Raw genomic sequence first — 18,611 nt, 5'->3', positions numbered from 1 at the left:
TTTCAGCGTGCACGCTGAAACTACGCATGACCGCTGTTGGCGGCGCAAAGCGGTCACCGCGCACGATCACCGGCTGGTGGCATTTGCTACATAATTCCGCAAAAAAAGCCATCCGTGCGGCTTTCAAGAGAACGAAGAGGTGCAAGCGGCAAGGAACTTCTTTCACCGAGGCAATTCGACACCTCATTACCCACTATGCCAGCAGCGCAGATTAGGTTCCTTGGCGGCTTGATTGCGATTTCTCGGGACGAAGGAGGGTTGCGCTCCTAACCTCACGGTCCGTTCAACAATCCCGCACCTGCCCTTTCTCCAGGCAGGGGCAGGTGTTGCGGTTGCATTGAAGCAAAAGGGTAACGAAGAAATTTCGTATTTCCTGCTACCATTGCGTGATCGCGGTTCGTGCGGTTCCGGGCCGTAGAGAGCACGCGACGCCAAGGGTCGAGCGACCGGCGGCAGGGCCGCTATGAAGGATCTTTTGCCATCCGGGCAGGCGCACGATCGCGGCGTGGGGCAGCGCGGATGATATCATCAATTTGCAAGCAGACCTGTGGCCAGGTAACGGAAGGCCTGGGCGGCTTTCGGTAATACATCTTTCGGATCTTCGCTGGCCGCAATCCAGAGGGCCGCATTGAGCGCGGCGCCATTCAGAAGCCGGGCGGCCGCCTCTGCATCCACTGGCTTCAAAATTCCTTGCGTGATCAGCTGCTGGACCGTCTGCTTTGTCGCCTGCAAGCAGTTGCTCTGACTAGGCCATTGCGATGGATCTCCGAGGACCGCTGGCCCGTCGAGCAGAACGATCCGCTGTACTTCGGGATCGAGCGCCATTTCGATATAGGCTGTACCCTCAGTAGGCAGCCCTTCCCAGGCGTTTTCTGCTCGGCCGCCGATCTCCTGCGCTCGCGAGGCCATTTCAGCGTCTACCTGGTTGACGACGGCAGCCAGAAGTCCACGCTTGTCGCCGAAGTTGTGATAAAGCTCTCCCCGAGTGAGGCCGGCCTCGGCGGTCAGCTCGTCCATGGAGGCAGCGTAGCCTTTTTCGGCAAATGCCTTTCGCGCGGCCGCAACCAGCTTTGCGCGGGTCTCTTCCATCATCTCGACGCGTCGCTTTGCCATCATCATGACTCCCGCTTTTCACATACGTGACGTATATGTATTGACATACGTGGCGTATGTCTGGTAGTTGCATACGTGGCGTATATCAGTGATGCGACAACCTGTGAAGCTCCGCAAGCAGCGTTTTGCTCATCGAGTGCCACCCACCAAAATGAAGAGAGATCGACACATGACGCAACGCGACGCAATTTTTCCTGCCGATAGGCATGCACTTTACCAAGCACATGGCTATTCAGCCGCGATCCGCTCCGGCGACCTCCTCTTCGTCTCCGGGCAGGTCGGCAGTCATTCCGATGGGACTCCCGAACCTGATTTCGGGCGTCAGGTCGAACTGGCCTTCGACAACCTAAGGGCAACACTGAAAGCGGCAAGCTGCACCTTCGACGATATTATCGATGTGACCACGTTCCACACAGATCCCGAAAACCAGTTCGAGACCATCATGGCCGTCAAGAACCAGATCTTCAGCAGTCCGCCTTATCCCAACTGGACCGCAATCGGTGTGAACTGGCTTGCCGGTTTTGATTTCGAAATCAAGGTCATCGCTCGCATTCCTGACCCGGCATAAGCTTCTTCCTGTCAGAGCGGTTGCTCACGCTTACAGGCGCGCAGCAAGGGCAGCCTGGTGCTTTCGCTCGCGGCGGTGTTTGACGGCGTAGGCCGAGCAGATGCCGCCCGCGTCCCATGTAGCTGCATATTGCAAGAGCAGCCATCATGTCCGCTGAGGAAGCTCGCGCTTTCTGCCGTGTCGCGCGAACTGAACCGGTCGAGAACATCCGGCAGTACATGCGCCCCAACCGGCTATCAAATCCCGTCTTCGACATTTATGCGGCGCTCATTGGCGCAGCTTGCGAGGCCTGGCGGAGACGCGCAAACCACAATGATGACGTGCATCGGAAATGAGCGCTTGGGACACATGTCGGTCAGCCGTCATGACCCCTGGTTTTGTTTGAAAGAAACGCCTGCTTCTTCACTGAGGATGCCATCTGGGTGGCTGTCTGGACGTTGATCACCGCATGACCGGCGAGACCATTGAGATCATGCATTATGTGAAACCAGATCGGGAGCCGGCGAGCTATTGAATTCTCTTTCCGACGACACATATGGAGGCTACCACCCAAATGTGATGGCATCCTGCAGCGATCTTGTCGCGCGTTTGAAGCTGTCCGGGTCGGCGAAGGGCGCTCCCCGAAAGGGTCGAGCGCCCTTCGGATTTACGAGGTTCAGACATCTGGGAACGGATCAGCCAAGGATTGCATTGTTGAATATGCAGCGCGGACCTCGTTCGGGAGACGATGAACCAATACGACGACTCCACTCACAGTCAGTCTTGAACCGATAGCCTAACGCGCGTCAATCCTGCAGCTCGTCATTGGTGATCGTGTATTTCGATTGAGTAATGCGTCGAAACAAGTCCGCGACATCCGTTCGAAGCGATGGCGGACAAATCGCGTGTCGCGCAGCTAGGCGGCGACCAGCCGCCGCGCAGTGGTTCGGATGGGTGAGCGCAGGGCCTCGGCTGAGGCGCCGGAAATTTCCCTATCCTACAACGGGCTGCATTCAGGCCGAGGCTGTACGGCTTGAGGTACAGTGGGCGTCGGCTGAATGACGTTGGGCGAGCGGGTCTGTGGCGTTGTCCTTTGTTGGATCGTATTGAATCGGTCAGTGGCGGCGTATGCCTGGTCCTCAACAGATTTCCAGTCTCTCAAATACCGTATGGAAAAACTACGGGTTCCCCAGTCCCGAAACTGCTGAACATGCTTAAGCTCATGAACCCATAGCCCAGGATCGTTTGCTGTAGCTTCATCTCTGAAAATAACGGTGTCGATCAATGTCACCGCGTCTGCATCGCCATATCGCATGGCCAGGTCTGCGAGGTTCAGGGGCGCGCTACCACCAATTTTGAAACCCACCATGTCATAGATCTGCTTGTCGTAAAAGTTTCCGAGCGCTTGACGAAGCGCCGGCGGCATTGGCATCACACCGCTGGAGCGGGCACTATTTCGTGATGCGATGATCCATTGCTCCAATGCCGCAGCTGCGGTCAAGACTTGGGCTTCCGAGCGAACACGATCCAATTCCTTTCCAATATCCGCGATCTCCCAGCCGATGCGGCCAAAGATATTTGGCACGTCCCTTTGTGAATTGCCCGCTTCTCGCTGGACGTTGCGCAGAAATTGTTCGGGATGGCCGATGTCGCCAAGCCGAACCCACGCGACAGCAAACGACACAGTGAGTAATAAAATCGTCATTGTCATCATGACGCACGTTCTCGTGAATTTGGCCACCGACAACAGTTCTGGCACAATATCACAAGACGCTAATGTTAGCACTCGCACACTAAATCTCGCCGGTTCGCCAAGTCTGCTCGAACGCTCGCGCCCGTCCTATTGGAGGCTTGCATTCGGGTTGTGGCCCGGCTGCGGGCCGCCCTAGCATACTCGTTGTCGCCCCATGGGGGCGTTAGAATCGACACCGGGCCAAGGCCGAGCAGGCTAGGAAAGGGCGGTACGTCGCCATCTCGTCAGGGTCAGGTATAAGATTGGCGGAGGCCGGATCTGCGGGATCGTCCCAAGCTCTCGGCACGGCCGCGAGATCGCTATGAGCCGGACCGGTACGTCGACACGCTGAAGGTCAATCGCAGAACCGCCATTGGTCGACAGGCATCGACCCTGACTGTTGCAGCATCGTGAACCATTCCTTGCCCGGCACTGTCTGAATCCAGTTGCTCTCTTGCCCGCCGAAACCCGTCGTGTAGCCTTCCTGATCAATAACAAGCTGGCTTCGACAGGAACGATCCCACCTTCCGACATGGCTGCTTTGCTATGAAACGGAGCTACAACGGCATCTGTCGAAAGTCGCGCGGAGATCCACTCCATCCAAGCCATCACGTGCTGCGATGGCGATTATCCGGGTTAGTGGCTCTTTGCCATTCCATTCGTCCCCGACTGTGATATCAACTCGCTTGCCGACAACTTGAAGAATGACCCGTCGGCCCGGTTCTTCGGCCGTATGCACCACGCCTTTGCATCGGTAGACGCTGGCAGGAAGCTTGCGCGCCGCTTCCCGCAATGGTTCCAGGGAAAGTGGCGCGTCGGTCTCGTAGCTCCATGTCTTGAAGGCTTGCAAGTGGTCATGCCGATGGCCGTGAGCGCTATGCTCACAATCATGTCCATCACAGTCGTGAGGATGGCTGCTCTGGTCACGAGAAGATGTGCCATCGAGCCGGGAGGGATCGAACCGACCCACCGATAGCAGGATTTCCAAAGGCACGTCTCCGCGGGATGTCTGGACGAGCCGATAGCGGTGGAACCGGTCGTCGAGCCATGCCTTGATCCGCTCGATCTCCTTCTGGGTGACGAGATCGACCTTGTTGAGGATAAGCATGTCTGCAAATGCCACTTGGCGGAGCTTTAGTTCCATCATCTCCGGTGCAGCAAAGATCTGCTCTGCGTCCACGACGCACATGATGCTGTCCAGCCTGATGCGGTCGCGCATATCTTCGTTCATGAAAGCCAGTGCGATTCCGGAAGGATCGGCCACCCCGCTGGCCTCGAGCAGGACGAATTCGGGCTTTTCAGGACGAGCCATCACCTGCGTCACCGCTGCGACCAGATCCTCGCGGATGTTGCAGCATACACAGCCGTTGGCGAGATTGATGACATCCCCGTCGCTTTCAATGCCGACAACCAGCTCGGCGTCGATGTTGATCGAACCGAAGTCGTTCACCAGCACCGCGACTCGAAGGCCATGACCGCCATTGAGAATGCGGTTCAGGAGTGTCGTCTTGCCTGCTCCGAGAAAGCCAGTGAGGACGGTCAACGGCACCGCCTGCGCGGCAGATTGCTGGAGCGCGTAGAACGACGCCGCTTCGGTATCGCTTGGCGGGAAGGTGATGTCACGATCCATCGCTACTCCCTGCTTCCTTCAATAGCGTCGATGATGGCCTGGATTTGCGCGGCCTTTTCCGAGAGCTTCGTCTGGGCCTGTTTTGCCTTCACCAGAGCCATTTCGCGGACATCGATGGTGTAGTCCCTCGGGTAATCCTTATGCGGTTCGCGATACACATCCGGTGGGTAATATTTCTTGGGGTCGATGTCCCCGTTGAGAGTTTCCGGCTCCAATTGATCAGCAAGCGGATTTCGGGGATTTGGAAATGTGACCTTCAGATTTGTCGGCGTCAGGCCGAATAGCTCAACCGCCTCCGCAGGGCTTGGACGTGTCATATTGCCGGAATCGGGAATTGCTGCCTTGCGTGACCAAATTGCATCCTTTGTGACATTGACGACCACGACGTCTGGCGCGCCGAACTGGAACAGCCCCTTATAGTGAACACGGATCCCGGCCGTGATCTCCGGGATCAACTCCTCGTCGTAAGTCGTATGCGTGACCATCGCGAGGCGCGGCTGGATCTTGTCGAACATATAGCCCACCGCGTAGTGGGGGCTATGAGCCTGGTCGATCGTCGTACTCATGATGACTGACGGCATGCCCATTTTCATCGCCTGGAGATTGGCCGTGTCCGGCTGCACCTCGGTCACAAAGACGTCCACCCCCTTCGCCAATTCCAAAGTGCGTTCGTCCGGTCGACCGTCGCCGGTCCAGACGAACGATAACCCGTTCCAGTCGAGCCTGTAAGCCGAGGCGCCGTCCTTGGTGTGCGATCGCCGCCAGTGGCGGATGGTCACGCCATCCTTGTCATAGCAGACGCCGTTGTCGTCCCGGAAATCGAATTCGTTGACTTCGACCTCGTAGCCGTCGCCGATCGGACACGCGTTGAAGGAGTCCGTATGCCAACGCGTCATCATCTTCATGCCCTCGATCATCGTCTTGATGCCGTCCTCGGGCGTGCGGCCAGATGGACCATGCACGCGCAGCGGCTTCCAGCGCCCCATCCAGGGGGCGAAAGCGAATAGATACGGCAGGTCTGCGTAGTGATCCACGTGAAGGTGAGTGAAGAAGATGTCGTTGACGACCGACAACGGCACGGCCATCGCAATGATGTTGCGCACGCAGCCGGAGCCGAAATCAAAGAAGAACCGCTTCCCGTTTCCGAGCTCCACCATGATGCAGGTGCCGGCCTGTGCACGGGTGACCGGGATCGGCGTACTGCCGATGAAGGCAATCCGCATCTCATCGGGTCCGAGCTGTTCCTGGCCCGGATAATACACGTTATTGCTCACCAGGCTCGGAGTGGGTCGGTAGTAGGGTGGAAGCGTGATCCCGCCGCTCGGCACCCCACCATAAGGATTTTTCGCCTGGACCGCGGCTGGTGTTTCCTCAGCCGTTTGCGCCGATGACACGGTAGCCGTTGACAGAGCCGCGGCTCCGGCCAGTCCTGCTGCCTTGAGTGCCTCGCGGCGACTTATCGGCCGCTGACCAGCGCCAGCTTCATCACGTATGCTCTTTTCTTCTGTTGTTTCCGGGTTCATGGCGCGTTTACCTCACCGATCGGAGCCCTCCGGGACGGTTTCATAACCTCAGCATTGAGGCAAAACCCTAGCAGTAGTAAACACCGGCCGCGCAGCGCCGCACCGTGCGCCGCGCCACCCCGGCGACGCTGACTGGGGTACGCGGTCGTCCAACCCTCGCCTCGCTGGTCGCCACAAAACTGTGCACGCCCGGAATTGAAAGCTCCGATCCCAGTTCCAGCCCGAACAACGCCACCATCCCCGCCAGCACGGCGATTTTGAGTTTCGTCGATATGTTCATTTGGCGTCTCCTACGACAAAGTTATCTGGAAGCTCATCGATATCGATAAGTTGCTTCGGGTCGTCGACCTTCTTGGCGTCCGTCGGGGGCTTAAAGCTGAAATCCTCCGCGTCCAATTCTGCACCGCTCTTCCAGTCGCTGAACTGGACGCTGTATTGTGGCCCCTGGTCTATTTGACTGGACGTGATGATATATTTGCATGGGTACGGGTGCTCCCCTTGGGCGATCCATATCTGCCAGTCGACGTCCTTTGTCCGAAACGCGAGATGATCGCACTCAGTGCCAGCAATCACACCGCTGCCGAGATCCTTCACATCGACAACGTCGCGCATCAGCTCGTCGTAGACGTTTGACAGAAGTAAATCAGCGCCCGGTACGGGCAGGTGATGCTTCGTTCTCAACTCCTCGATCAGATTGTCGATCGAACCGGGCACTTCGAGCTGGGTGTAGAGATTGACGTCCTTGCCCATCAGCGTCAGGGATTTGCCGTCGAAGGTTATCTCGACATCGGCAAACCCGCCGGACCGTGTGGCGCGAATCTTGTCGGGACGAGCCATTCCAACCTTGCCTGAACTCGCCAATTGCAGTTTCTGATGTTCTGTGGTGACGACCTCGAAACTGGTATCGTAGGCGAACGAGACGGTTTTTTGTCCCGCCAGATAGTCGGACATGGCTTTGACCAGCTCCTTGGCCTCCGCTTCGCCAGCCTTTGCGTTCGAACCCGTTCCAGACACAATGATCAGTGCCAGCATAGCCGTTTGCGCTATCGTCCTCATCGAGGTAGCCTCCCTTGAACGTTCGTCAGGTATCGACCTGATCCGGAGTCATTTTGTGCAGGCTTCGAATATGCATCTGTGGTTGAGGCTGAACGACGCGATGGCCGCCTGACCTCGGACCCAGTCCCGGAGATGGTTTCCCCGACCACATTTCGCTGAACGCATCACTGGCACAACACCAGTTCAGCGTGTGTATCTTGAGCAGTGAGAGGTCACCCAGGCATGTAGGCAGGCTAATCGAACCGGCCACATACTCGGCAGCGGCTTTAGTTGTTTCCCATTGGCCGAAATGCCTTTGGCATATAAGCATCTGCTACTAAACGTACTCCGCAAATGCAGCTCCGTCCATAGGCTGTTTCCGACATTCCTCGGCCTCGGTCGAGAGGAATGTGTGAAGCGCTTAAAATCGTCATCCAACCGTCGAGGCGAGCGGCGGCATCGCACACAAGAGCAGCGCGACCCGCAAAGCCGATAGCCTGTTCAAGGCGCAGGTGAATACCAAATCGGCGATGTGTAGGCGCGCTCCTGGATTTCCATCTTGGCTTCCGGCGGCACTTTAATGCCGTAGTATTTGGCGTCATGGGCGGTCCATCGCGGCGTCGGGATCTCCAGCACCCGGCCGTAGTAGAAGGCGCTTTGAGCTGGGTCGAATTCCGGGTCGGTCCAGACGGCGACCAGTTCGGGCGCTCCGATCGTGTTCTTCCACGTCGCATTGTTGATGTCGACCGTGGTACCCACTGCCGGCAGCTTGCCGTCGACGCCGGGCTTGCGGTCGCCCGACCAGGCGACGTCATAGATCTTTTCATGGACCTCGCCGGCGGCGTCGACCCAGCCCTTGACGATCTGGTAGCGGTCGAGGTTCGCGCCGATCGGGTCTTTGAGGGCGCCAACCAGGAAGGTCGGTGCCTTGCCTTCGGGCGCCGACACCAAGTCGCCGCCCATCGGCACGCCCTTAAGATAGCCGGCGATGGCCGGATTTCTGGTGTTGGCGTCATCGGCGTTGAAATCCCATCCGCCGAACAGGCGCACCGCCATGCGTGGACCGGTCGTGGCATAGGTTTCGCGCCGCTCCATCGCATCCCACAGGGATTCGCGCGTGTTCTCCATGGCCCAAACGGCTGCGTAGCCCGACGCGGAAACCTCCCAGTCCATGATCTTCACGCCGGTCTGCTTGTTATCGATGAACGCGGCGGTGGTACGGTGCCGGCTTGGCTCCTGGGGCACTGTCTTGCCGAAGAAATTGTCTTCCTCCATCGCGCTCAGCGAGGTGTGCGCGTCACTGCTGCCGATCAATCCAAACTTGTACGGATTGACCCCGAGTTGCCTGTCAAGCTTCAAGCCGTTTTTCAGCGCCGAACGCGCATATTCGAACTCCAGCATCTCCTTGGTCTTTGCGACGCTTCCGTCGAGGTTCCCCTTGTCCCATCGCTCGAAATCGGCGAACTCATCGTTCGGCGATAGGAACGGATGCGCCTCGCTATCGCCCTTGGTCTGCGTCGCCTCGTAGAGCCGTTCCCACTTCAGCCGGGTTTCGGCGTATTGGCTGTCGAGTCGCTTTCCCAAAGCCTCGACGATCGGAAACATCGTGCCGTTGCTGAGGTTGCCGTTGTGAGCAATGGCCAGCACGTTTCCGCCTGTCTTGCTTTCGTAGGCTTCCATCCACTTCCAGAGGTCGACCGGATTGTCGCTGCCCATGGGAGGATAGACCGTAAACGGTTCAACCTGGCTCGCCTTGTCGCCATTGTCGCGGAAGATGACGTTGCGATGCAGATTGTTACCGCCAGTATTGGATGTCCATTCGTAGCCGATGAAAGCGGTGAAACGGCCCGGATCGTTGTACTCCTCTGCCGCTGCAATAGTTTCCTGCCAGGCGCCCCGATAGGCGGTCGTGCCGGGAAAATACATCAGATCCTTGGGGAAGGTTCCATGGGAAAAAGCGACGATGATTTCAATCGCTGCATCGGCCCCCTTGCCAGATTGAATCATGTCGTACCATTTGCGGCCGGTCGGATCGGCGAGCATGGCGGGCTTGCCGGCAAACAGGTCGGGGAAGAAGCCCATATTGTCGGAATGATCGGCAACGACGAGGAAATCGAGTGGTCGCGACAGCTTTGCGGGCTGGCCAGTGGACGATGTGACCTCCTCGCCCCTGGCGAAGCGATAGGCGTCCCTTGGTCCCAGCCGGGCGCCAAAGGCGCCCGCGTCCATTGAGAAGGACGTATGCAGATGCGTGTCGCCGAAAAGCGGCCGGGTCGGGAACTTACGGCCCGCATAGGGCGAGTAGGGCCGCTTGGTCGGATAGAGCTGGTCGGCGGTATCCTTGTTGAGAGTTCCAGAATCGAGGGCTGGCGTGTCGTCCTGCGACACGGCAGGAGAAATGCCTGTCAGGGCTCCAACAAGGATGGCGGCCGAAGCAAGCAGCAATAGGTGATAGGTTTTCATTGTTTCCTCCATTTTATTCGGTTGGTGCATGCCAAGCCAATTTTTTCCTGGAAACTGCTCATCGGAGATCATCGGGCGGAGCGAGCCCACCCTTGGAGCTCCCGCCTTCATCGGACCTTGAAAGGTATGCGGCGACTGCAAAACGCGATGCTTCGTCGAGCCCGATGCCAGTATTCAAGATTTCACGCAGCCGGGGCACGAAACGCGTCACTTTCCAGGCGAACAGATCATTTGCGACATAGCCGGCAAGCTCGGGATGAACCGCCAGCAAACGTCCGTATGCGTCGATGATCGAGGGCTGCAATTCGACTGCCCCGCCTGTTCCCTGTACCGACAGCGCCTTCACAATTTCGAGCAACTCACCGTTACTTCGTCCCGATTTAACGAAATATTCTTCCGCAAGCCGCGTCACACCGTCCGCGCCTGTCATCTCGATGAGCGCCGTGGCGTAAGCAGCGAGATTGGTCGTCAGCCTATACTTCGCCGCGGTCTTCAGTTTTGCGCGCACGAAAGCGACGTCGTCCGGTCGGTCCGACGTGCCGAGCATGAGGATGTAAAGCCCATGCCATTCGACATGAAAGAAGTCGTTGACGATCCGATAAATATCATCTCGCCCCACATTTGTTTTGAGATTGCGCAGCGTTGCGTAGGGCGCGCGCCCGACCTCCAGAAAAGCCAGCTCCGCGAGCCTGCGATCTTCGTGCCGAAGGTAAGGGGCGAAGAATATCGCGCGTTCGGCTGGCGTCTTCGAGTCCGCATACCAATCAGCGAGCTGGCGCATCACACCTTGATATTCACTTCCCGCCAGCCCTAGGCCCGTCCAGATCCCGCCGGGGTGGTTTTGAACGAGAATGACCCGAAGCGTCGGATTGAGCCTGAGGGCGCGGCCCGTCATCGAATCGAGGAACAGAGGGATCGCGCTGCCGTCGTAATGTCCCTTGAACGTTTCCTGGACCACGTAGGAGAAAGGCTTTACCGGATTCTCGCCGGCGAAAACCGCCGTACCACTTCCAATGACCTGATCGGCATTCGTCTCTTGAGGATAGGGCAAGCAGAGCACGCAAGCGTGAGCGGGCGTCTGGACGACGAGGAAAGCAGCAGCAATCATGGGCATCAGCCGGGCCAGGATGGCGCTCATTGGCCCGCGAGCTGCAACTAACGCGAATGAGATGTCCATGTGCCATCCCCCTGATGACCTTAGAACGCCGCGACCCTTTCGATGACCCAGAACATAGCGATCGTGCCGATGGCGTATGGCGGCACGAGGTTAAGCCAGGTAGGCAAAGGCCGCTTGGCCAATCGGATGAGCGCGACAAGTGCAAGCACTGCTCCGATGAAAAGAAGCTGACCGGTTTCAACCCCGACGTTGAAGAAAAGCAGCGCCAATGGAATCTGTCCCACTGGTAATCCGATCTCACTCAGGGAACCGGCAAAGCCGAAACCATGGAGAAGCCCGAAGGCGAAAGCCACCAGCCAAGGCGCTTGGGCAGAAAGACGTCTGCGCCCCTGGCGAACGTGAACGATCTCGACCGCGACAAAGGCGATCGACAATGCGATCACGGCCTCCACGGGCGGCGAGGGTACATGAACAAAGCCGAGTGTCGCCAGCGCCAGCGTGATGCTATGGGCAACCGTAAATGAAGTGACGGTCTTTACGAGCAGCCAGCTCCCTTGCGTGATGATGAGAAGGGCAAGCACGAATAGCAGGTGATCGAATCCAAGCAGAATATGCTCAATCCCGAGCTGGAGGTAAGTCGCGGCCACCATCCCGCGGGTTTGTGCCACAGGAATGGTGGCTTCCGGCGCGCTGGGCGTTAGCCGCGCGATCCATGCCCTGCCCGCGGCAAACTCGACCCGCACCAGCGCGTCTGTCATGGTGCTCCGTAGCCCGTCGATCAAGACCTGTTGGCCTTGGAGCGGCTCGATCGTTCGCATGCGCCAGGTCTGAACCATAGCGTTGCCAGTCGGGCGCGAGACGATCGGCGTGATGTTCTCAATCTTGCCCGAGAATACCGCAGAAAGCGCCAGCCGTGCGTCGCCACGCATTGGCGTCTTGAGTAGAACGCTGTACTCGTTGGGCATCTCCTCGCGGAGTTCGAGGTAGGCGGGACGTACTTCATGTGCGGAGGCAGCGACTAGGGACAGAAGGCCAATGCTGAGTGTCAACAGCACTAACACGGCGCTGGAGTTCCAGATCCGCCTCATGGTGCTGCTGCCGTGTCAGCGACACGGTCCGCGCCGAGCAATTCCTTCACGCTATCATCGAGCACGACTCCGTATTTCTCCCGAAGTCGAGCAATGTAGTCCCGATTTGCGCCTTTTTCTTTCTCAAGTCGCCATTCCTGCAGGACCTCATCGCGAACCTCCTCAAAGGGGGCCTGCCTCCCGGCGCTGCTGTTAGCTATCGAGACGAGATGAAAGCCGTATCCAGATTTGACCGGCTCGCTCCACATTCCGGGCTTGAGGGCGAAAACCGCCCGCGCAAAATCCGGCCCGAACATGCCGGCTACTGCCTGCTCGTCTGCATCGCGGACTTCGGCGTCAAGCAACAATCTGTCGCCAAGCATCGCCGCAAGGTCGGTATCGCGCGTGCTCTTGAGCTCCACAAGCGCCGCCTTCGCATCCGAGGAGGCGTCGTTGCGCAGCGCCGGGTTGAAGAAGATTTGCGTGAAAGACACCCGCGCGCCCTCTTGGAAGCGGGCGGCGTTGGCCTCATAGAATTGTCGAAGCTCTGCTTCCTTTGGCTCGACGAGACGCGAGGTATCCTCGACTATGAACTTCAGCTTTTGTGCGAGACGGCGGCGCACGACCGTGTCGTTCCTGTCAAGTCCCATTTCCCGCGCCTCGCGGGCGAGCAGCTCCTCAGACACGAGATCGGCGACAAGCTCTTGCAGCTCCTGAGAACTCGGTGCGCGAAGCCACTGGTTGGCCCAGGTCTCCTTCAACCACCGTAGCTCGCCTTCACCAATCCGGACCGGTTCGAGGCCGCTGGCATCGGTCTGTTCACGGTCCAGCCATGCGTATCCGGCAAACAACATCACGCCGCCGACGACGAAGTGGAGCAGTGGTTCCCTGAGGAGGTTCACAGGACATCCCTTCAGATGCAGGATTGCTCACGAGGCATTGTCAGAGGCGGGATCGAGAATATTCAAATCCGCTGAAATACTGATACTGTTTGCTGTGTTTGGCAAGACGATAGTCCCCAACGACGACGAACCGCATCACGGGGCTTCGATGAGGGGAGGGTTCGTGGGAGAAATGAATGGCGCGACCTATCGACCACAGCCCGCCATGTTGAAAAACAGCAACGCAGCCGGCTCCCGAAAGCTGGCGGCCTTGACGGTTGATCAAGCTACCAAGAGCTGCATTGGTCGCGCAGTACAATTTCCCACGACTGATGTAACAGTAAGTTACTTAGCATTTTACTGATATTCGGGCAGCTTGTGTCGTAGGGGAATCTCGGCCGGACATCCAGGGGCAAGTCCATCGCCGATGAGTGAGGGATGATCATGAAGGCAGCTTTGGTATGTACGGCCATTCTGTGCGCGGGCTTAGGAATCGCATCGCCCGGTCGCACGGCGGACATCACGCCGCTAGCGCCGGGAGCCAAAGCGATCGAAAGCCCTAGCGGATGGACGTTCACCGTCGCGCCCTACTTCTGGGGCGCCGGAATTTCCGGCGACATCGCGCAGTTCGGATTGCCGGAAGTTCAGGTGGATGCTGACTTCGGCGACCTCTTGAAGAACCTGGACTTCGCCTTCATGGGGGCGGGTGAAGCCCGGTACGAGCGGTACAGCATCTTCGGCGACATTATCTACACCAAGCTTGGAGCAGACGGGAACACCCGAAACGGCATCCTGGCCGACAGCGTCGATGTGACGTCGAAGGTGTTCTCTGGCCTTGTGGGTGTGGGCTACTCGGTTCTCGAAGATCAAACAGGGCACCTGGACGTCGTCGGCGGGATCAAGGTGTGGTCGGTCGACACAACCATCTCATTCAACGGCGGCCTCCTCGGCGGGATCGAAGCGAACGACAATGCGACCTGGGCCGATGCCGTCGTCGGCATCAGGGGCAACTACTTCTTCACACCGGAGATCTATCTCACCGGATGGGGACTCGTCGGTGGAGGCGGCGCCGACGTTGACTGGGACGTGGCCTTGGGGGTCGGCTACAAATTCAATGATGCGATCTCGGCAGTCGCGGGCTACCGCGCGCTGGGCGTGAATTACGACAACGATGGATTCGTCTTCGACGTCGTCGAGCAGGGTCCGATCCTGGGCATAGCATTCCGCTTCTAAGCCGCGACCACGGGTCGCCGCCAGAAGAATTGGACATTTCGAACGAGGCTGAATGATGCACTCTAGAACCTTGCATAAGTACCCACCGCGGTGTCACATTCCCGCGCGGTCACACATTCGATTTCGGTGATGTGGGTCATGACAGCTGCACCTATTTCCTTCAAGGTTCCTACCGCAAAGTAGGGTGACGCGGAAACTCTGCAATCCGGACGCAAATCTAAGAAAACCGCCATTCGTCACCGTACTAGAGCGTGCGAAGGGGAGACGAAGTCAGTTGAATAGGGTAGGGGTTAGCCAAAGTGGTTTGCCGCTCGTACCCATAATTGCTGTCATCAAGGATGCCTTCGCCAGAAAGAGGAAGCGATTAAGGCGGCAGTAAGAGACGAGCGGTTCGGCTCCCGTCATGGTGCGCTTATCGACGTCTTAGGCGCGATCGATAGGACCGCATTACCCTCACCCGGCTCGTTCCTGCCATGCCCCCACAAGGACAGAGCGATAGAGCCCGCAACGAATAGAATGGATATGGCCGATAGCCAGTCCTTCCGGAGAGTGACGCCACCTACGCTCGCAGATTGAATGTCTGCCATGTCTGCCCCTTTGCCCGTATCCATTCCATGGCGTTAAGGTTAGACGGTTAGCTGCGCCTAATGAACACGCCAAAACGACGCCCACGGAACACATTAGGTCAGTTAGCATGGACTAAAAAGCTACCGTTTTGGTTCGCTCTTGGTTCCCTTTGGTACGCCTTTTGGTTGATCCCATCGGTCCCCTAGCGCTGCCTGAACGACCAAAAAGCAAAGACCTCCGAACCTCTACGAAAGCTAGATTCCGATATTACGATCAGAGTCTAAAGGCCCTGGATTCACGGTGCCCAGAAGAGGTTCGGAAAGCGTGAGAAATCAACGATTTTCAGAAAGATGGGGACAATTTTACAGTCACCGAATCTACTATACTTTTTGTTTGGATGTCTCACAGTCTGCGCCAGTTGGCCGAAGTTAAAGGCCGCCCTTTTAGGCTCGCAGGTCTCGAACCTTACGATATTGGAGTTCGTCGAGGTGGATGCCTATACTGCTCCGATTCGGACGCCTGCGCTTTTCCAAGGATCCCGAAGAGCCACGCCAGGCCGGCATCCATCATCGCGACTTTGGGAGCGACAGCATTGAGCCGGAAGCGCGGGAGTGGCAAAGGAGCTTCGACGGTGACGACTCCGAAATGTGCCGCATGGATCGCGACAAACCGCCTTGGCAGCGCAGAGATCAGGTCGGTCCCGGCAATGGCAGCGAGCGCGAACATAAAATTCGGAACCGTCAGTGCAACGCGCCGTGAATAGCCTTGCTTCGCCAAAGCTTCATCGACGAAGCCATGAGGATCGCCGGTGAGTGAGACCACCAGATGCTGCATCTCGCAATATCGCTCCGGAGTAGGGTCAACTGCGAACGGGTGTCCGGCGCGCATGGCGACGACAAAATCCTCCTCGTAGAGGCCGCGTGAATGAAAGCGCGTCGGGATGTGCTCAGAGGGGACGACCGCGATGTCCATCGCGCGAACCTCCAGATCAGCGAAGGCGTTGCGCCATGCGCGCTCGGGCGACGTTTCTCCCGGAACAGGAAGCAATTGACGCACGCCGAGGTCGATATTGGGCGCGGTACGCCGCAGCTCGTCGAGAAGCGGGGGCAGGAACACCGCCGAGACGCCGTCGGGAGCGCCGATCGTGAACCGGCGAGCGGAGCTCGCGGGATCGAACGGTTCAGCTGTCGAAATGACGCTCCTTACCCGGGCCAAGACCTCTGCGATCGGCGCGGAAAGCTCTACCGCGCGCGCCGTCGGCACGACACCCTTAGGCGTTCTAAGAAATAGCGGGTCGTTCAGAAGCCGGCGCAGTCGGCCGAGTCCGTGGCTCACCGCCGAAGGCGACAGGTTCAGCCGATCGGCGGCCCGACCGACATGCCGTTCGTCCAGCACGACCTCGAAGAGGACGAGAAGGTTGAGATCTGTGCGCGATAGGTCAACCAGCTTCAGCATATCGGTGAAATAATATCATTAGATTCAGTATCCTTGAAGTGTTCTCCTGAGCAGGCGAGGCGGCATACGGTTGCCCCGCACTGGTGGAAACAGACAGGAGTGACCCGCATGTCAGCCACGCGACGTCCCATTCTCGACGCACACGGCAACGGCCCCGCGTTCTCGCAAATCGCCAGGAGCACTTCCCTCGAGGATGGTGAAGGATGCGATCCCGGTGAGGCGATCGCAGAGCTTGTCCGACAATCCGCGGAAGCGAACACCGCGCTCATGCGCGGCGACATCGACGGATATCGTGCGCTGAACCCTCACACCGACGACTACGTGCTGATGTCTCCATTCGGCGGCACACCCACGCACGGTTCGCAGATGACGGATGAGCGCTGGGAGTCGGTCGGCCGCTTCTTCAGGAACGGCACGTTCGAGCAGGAAGTGGTCGAAACCTACGGTTCAGTCGACATGGCGGTTCTTGTGATCATCGAACGATGCCATGTCGAGGTCGGCGGCCTGCCATCCCAGGATTGGCCGCTGCGTGTTACGTTGGTCTACTGCCGCGAAGGCGTCGAATGGCGGCTGGCACATCGACATGCCGATCCTCTTGTCAACGGCGTCAGCCTGGAACAGGCAGCCGCGCTTGCGCGCGGCGAAGGGTCATAACGATCCACGTTTACAGCTCAGATGCTGGCTTTTTCGCGCTGGATCTGGCGGGCAAGGCGGCTCATCCCTCCAGCGCCGCTCTCAGGGTGCAGTCGCATAAGTTAGCCGAGGGAGGGCGGTGGAACGAAGTCAGAATTCAACCGTTGAACTTGCGGCAGCAAGACGCGGAGGAAACACAATGGGTATCGAGCAAGCCCCGACAGAAAAGGGTAGGCAAGCCGCACGCGGACTGAGAAAGAGCACCGCAAAAGAAGAAAAGAAAGTCGAAGCCCAAAAGGGTTCTGATCTTGCAAAGGGGGCAGAACGCTTTGAGGAGCGGTCGAAAAGCTCCGACGGCAAGAGCGCGGGGAAAAAACAGCGCCTCTGAGCAGATCGGCTTTTTTGTTGATCAGTATGGCCCGCCGGCGTCTTAAGTACGAGCGAAGCCAGCGGAACGGCGAGAAGCCGAATGCCCGATGAAATCAATTGTTCGCTCGAGCTCGGCAGTTGGCAAGCGGAGAAGGCCCTGTCTTGCTGCGGGTAATTTTCGCGAAGTCGGAGTAATTCGCTTTTGATGTCACCGTCTTCGCGGCGATTCCGTTTGCCTAGATTCCGTTTGCCTAACAGTAGCTCAGACCTTTTCGATCAGGGGTTGGACGCCGTTGCGAGCAAGCTCAATAGGCACGAATGTCCTCGGGAAAAGTATCCTCCGCCCCGACCGATCTGCGGACCTGGTCCGGTTTGACTTGTCTTTGCGATGCGCCTGCGCCATGCCGTAAAAGTATAGTCCTTTCCGAAGTGTTCGAGCAGGAACTCTACGTCTTGCTGCGGAGGTCAGCACCGGATTCAATGCCGAGACGGCGCATCTTCTCGGCCGTTGCCGGTCCAACCCCATGGATCTTCTTGACCGGCAGCCCCTCGACAAGCGAGGGACCGTTCTTCGGGGTGCCGGGAACCGCTGTAGCACGATCAATCGGTAGGCGACGATCGGTCTCGGTCACCGTTGAACAATCACTTGCGTTCCCGGCTGTACCATCTCGTAAAGCTCCTCGACGTCCTGACGGTACATCCGAAAGCAGCCGCTCGACGCATTGGTGCCGATGGAGGAGGGATCGTTGGTGCCGTGAATGCGAAGTAGCCCGTCGGCAAGGTAGATCGCGCGGGTTCCAAGCGGATTTGAGGGGCCAGGCTCCACGACGGCTGGAAGCGTTGGGTTCTTCTGGCGCATGCTCGCCGTTGGCCGCCACTCTGGATGCTCTCGCTTCGACACTACCCGCGTGGTTCCGTACCATTGCTTGCCTTCGCGGCCGACTGCGATGGGGTAGGCGAACTGCTCGCCTTGTGAGGTGATGTAAACAAGGGTGTGCTCACGCGTGGCGATGACGATGGTTCCCCTTGCGCTTCGCGTCGATGGCTCCCGACGTTCTTGCCAAGGTTCCCGATAGCGAGGCACTGGCTCGTAATCCAGCGGTGGCGGATAAGGGCTGTACGGGTCGTCATANCCGTAGCCACCATAGTCGTCGTATCCATCATAAGGCCCGTAAACCTGGGCTTGGGCCTGAAAGGCCGTCAGCAAAAGGGCTGCAGCCAAGAGAGCCAGCAATCTCATTTTGTC

General features: G+C 58.2%; 16 protein-coding genes and 1 pseudogene. 4 read left to right on the top strand and 13 right to left on the bottom strand.

Annotation, left to right across the window (positions count from 1 at the left end; translation table 11 throughout):
- Positions 1-528: 528 nt before the first annotated feature.
- Complete coding sequence (locus A3C3_RS0100100; RefSeq protein WP_028739252.1) at positions 529-1,113, bottom strand: TetR/AcrR family transcriptional regulator; 585 nt, start codon at positions 1,111-1,113, stop codon at positions 529-531.
- 169 nt (positions 1,114-1,282) lie between these two features.
- Between A3C3_RS0100100 and A3C3_RS0100095 the strand changes: the two genes are divergently transcribed.
- Positions 1,283-1,681: a RidA family protein gene (locus A3C3_RS0100095; protein ID WP_028739251.1), complete on the top strand. Its 399-nt coding sequence runs from the start codon at positions 1,283-1,285 to the stop codon at positions 1,679-1,681.
- A gap of 976 nt (positions 1,682-2,657) precedes the next feature.
- Here the strand turns inward: A3C3_RS0100095 and A3C3_RS42430 are convergent.
- From A3C3_RS42430 to A3C3_RS0100045, 9 genes are all read right to left on the bottom strand, one after another.
- The gene (locus A3C3_RS42430; protein ID WP_022712585.1) at positions 2,658-3,374 is read right to left on the bottom strand and encodes an eCIS core domain-containing protein; all 717 of its coding nucleotides are present in this window, start codon (positions 3,372-3,374) and stop codon (positions 2,658-2,660) included.
- A gap of 562 nt (positions 3,375-3,936) precedes the next feature.
- Complete coding sequence (locus A3C3_RS0100080) at positions 3,937-5,022, bottom strand: CobW family GTP-binding protein (protein ID WP_022712584.1); 1,086 nt, start codon at positions 5,020-5,022, stop codon at positions 3,937-3,939.
- 2 nt (positions 5,023-5,024) lie between these two features.
- Positions 5,025-6,545 carry a guanitoxin biosynthesis MBL fold metallo-hydrolase GntH gene (gene gntH / locus A3C3_RS0100075; protein WP_022712583.1) on the bottom strand — a complete coding sequence of 507 codons (1,521 nt, stop codon included), beginning with the start codon at positions 6,543-6,545 and terminating at the stop codon, positions 5,025-5,027.
- A 67-nt stretch (positions 6,546-6,612) separates the two neighbouring features.
- Positions 6,613-6,825 carry a hypothetical protein gene (locus tag A3C3_RS0100070; RefSeq protein WP_022712582.1) on the bottom strand — a complete coding sequence of 71 codons (213 nt, stop codon included), beginning with the start codon at positions 6,823-6,825 and terminating at the stop codon, positions 6,613-6,615.
- Positions 6,822-7,577: a DUF2092 domain-containing protein gene (locus tag A3C3_RS0100065; RefSeq protein ID WP_233450562.1), complete on the bottom strand. Its 756-nt coding sequence runs from the start codon at positions 7,575-7,577 to the stop codon at positions 6,822-6,824. Before A3C3_RS0100065 ends, A3C3_RS0100070 begins: the two co-directional genes overlap by 4 nt.
- A gap of 504 nt (positions 7,578-8,081) precedes the next feature.
- A complete protein-coding gene (locus tag A3C3_RS0100060) occupies positions 8,082-10,043 on the bottom strand; it encodes a DUF3604 domain-containing protein (protein ID WP_028739249.1) in 1,962 nt (653 codons plus the stop codon).
- 58 nt (positions 10,044-10,101) lie between these two features.
- The gene (locus A3C3_RS0100055; protein WP_145611652.1) at positions 10,102-11,220 is read right to left on the bottom strand and encodes a hypothetical protein; all 1,119 of its coding nucleotides are present in this window, start codon (positions 11,218-11,220) and stop codon (positions 10,102-10,104) included.
- A gap of 20 nt (positions 11,221-11,240) precedes the next feature.
- Complete coding sequence (locus A3C3_RS0100050; protein ID WP_022712578.1) at positions 11,241-12,248, bottom strand: HupE/UreJ family protein; 1,008 nt, start codon at positions 12,246-12,248, stop codon at positions 11,241-11,243.
- Positions 12,245-13,129: a peptidyl-prolyl cis-trans isomerase gene (locus A3C3_RS0100045; RefSeq protein ID WP_022712577.1), complete on the bottom strand. Its 885-nt coding sequence runs from the start codon at positions 13,127-13,129 to the stop codon at positions 12,245-12,247. The genes A3C3_RS0100050 and A3C3_RS0100045 overlap by 4 nt, the downstream gene beginning before the upstream one ends.
- A gap of 423 nt (positions 13,130-13,552) precedes the next feature.
- On the opposite strand from A3C3_RS0100045, the gene A3C3_RS0100040 reads away from it, so the two are divergent.
- The gene (locus A3C3_RS0100040; protein ID WP_028739247.1) at positions 13,553-14,341 is read left to right on the top strand and encodes a hypothetical protein; all 789 of its coding nucleotides are present in this window, start codon (positions 13,553-13,555) and stop codon (positions 14,339-14,341) included.
- Between the two features lie 1,032 nt (positions 14,342-15,373).
- Here the strand turns inward: A3C3_RS0100040 and A3C3_RS37315 are convergent.
- Positions 15,374-16,363 (bottom strand): LysR family transcriptional regulator, encoded by a 990-nt coding sequence (locus A3C3_RS37315; protein WP_022712574.1) that lies wholly within the window; start codon positions 16,361-16,363, stop codon positions 15,374-15,376.
- A 108-nt stretch (positions 16,364-16,471) separates the two neighbouring features.
- On the opposite strand from A3C3_RS37315, the gene A3C3_RS0100025 reads away from it, so the two are divergent.
- Both A3C3_RS0100025 and A3C3_RS0100020 read left to right on the top strand, forming a co-directional pair.
- Positions 16,472-17,017: a YybH family protein gene (locus A3C3_RS0100025; RefSeq protein WP_022712573.1), complete on the top strand. Its 546-nt coding sequence runs from the start codon at positions 16,472-16,474 to the stop codon at positions 17,015-17,017.
- A 178-nt stretch (positions 17,018-17,195) separates the two neighbouring features.
- Positions 17,196-17,384 (top strand): hypothetical protein, encoded by a 189-nt coding sequence (locus tag A3C3_RS0100020; protein ID WP_022712572.1) that lies wholly within the window; start codon positions 17,196-17,198, stop codon positions 17,382-17,384.
- Between the two features lie 124 nt (positions 17,385-17,508).
- On the opposite strand, the pseudogene A3C3_RS44900 reads toward A3C3_RS0100020, so the two are convergent.
- Positions 17,509-17,943, bottom strand: a pseudogene (locus tag A3C3_RS44900) (DinB/UmuC family translesion DNA polymerase); the annotation flags it as partial.
- Positions 17,944-17,993: 50 nt separating this feature from the next.
- The gene (locus A3C3_RS0100005) at positions 17,994-18,605 is read right to left on the bottom strand and encodes a L,D-transpeptidase (RefSeq protein WP_028739245.1); all 612 of its coding nucleotides are present in this window, start codon (positions 18,603-18,605) and stop codon (positions 17,994-17,996) included.
- Between the last annotated feature and the right edge of the window lie 6 nt (positions 18,606-18,611).

Source organism: Rhizobium mongolense USDA 1844 (genome assembly GCF_000419765.1).
GTDB lineage: Bacteria > Pseudomonadota > Alphaproteobacteria > Rhizobiales > Rhizobiaceae > Rhizobium > Rhizobium mongolense.
Note: the sequence above shows the minus strand (reverse complement) of the source record. Positions and strands in the feature narration are given on the sequence as shown.

What these genes read in the sequence shown, in the direction of transcription:
- A3C3_RS0100025 (WP_022712573.1), top strand. Translation starts at nt 16,472, where the DNA reads ATGTCAGCCACGCGACGTCCCATTCTCGACGCACACGGCAACGGCCCC.
- A3C3_RS0100060 (WP_028739249.1), bottom strand. Translation starts at nt 10,043, where the DNA reads ATGAAAACCTATCACCTATTGCTGCTTGCTTCGGCCGCCATCCTTGTT.
- A3C3_RS0100100 (WP_028739252.1), bottom strand. Translation starts at nt 1,113, where the DNA reads ATGGCAAAGCGACGCGTCGAGATGATGGAAGAGACCCGCGCAAAGCTG.
- A3C3_RS0100055 (WP_145611652.1), bottom strand. Translation starts at nt 11,220, where the DNA reads ATGGACATCTCATTCGCGTTAGTTGCAGCTCGCGGGCCAATGAGCGCC.
- A3C3_RS42430 (WP_022712585.1), bottom strand. Translation starts at nt 3,374, where the DNA reads ATGATGACAATGACGATTTTATTACTCACTGTGTCGTTTGCTGTCGCG.
- A3C3_RS0100095 (WP_028739251.1), top strand. Translation starts at nt 1,283, where the DNA reads ATGACGCAACGCGACGCAATTTTTCCTGCCGATAGGCATGCACTTTAC.
- A3C3_RS37315 (WP_022712574.1), bottom strand. Translation starts at nt 16,363, where the DNA reads ATGCTGAAGCTGGTTGACCTATCGCGCACAGATCTCAACCTTCTCGTC.
- A3C3_RS0100080 (WP_022712584.1), bottom strand. Translation starts at nt 5,022, where the DNA reads ATGGATCGTGACATCACCTTCCCGCCAAGCGATACCGAAGCGGCGTCG.
- A3C3_RS0100065 (WP_233450562.1), bottom strand. Translation starts at nt 7,577, where the DNA reads ATGCTGGCACTGATCATTGTGTCTGGAACGGGTTCGAACGCAAAGGCT.
- A3C3_RS0100050 (WP_022712578.1), bottom strand. Translation starts at nt 12,248, where the DNA reads ATGAGGCGGATCTGGAACTCCAGCGCCGTGTTAGTGCTGTTGACACTC.
- A3C3_RS0100040 (WP_028739247.1), top strand. Translation starts at nt 13,553, where the DNA reads ATGAAGGCAGCTTTGGTATGTACGGCCATTCTGTGCGCGGGCTTAGGA.
- A3C3_RS0100020 (WP_022712572.1), top strand. Translation starts at nt 17,196, where the DNA reads ATGGGTATCGAGCAAGCCCCGACAGAAAAGGGTAGGCAAGCCGCACGC.
- gntH (WP_022712583.1), bottom strand. Translation starts at nt 6,545, where the DNA reads ATGAACCCGGAAACAACAGAAGAAAAGAGCATACGTGATGAAGCTGGC.
- A3C3_RS0100070 (WP_022712582.1), bottom strand. Translation starts at nt 6,825, where the DNA reads ATGAACATATCGACGAAACTCAAAATCGCCGTGCTGGCGGGGATGGTG.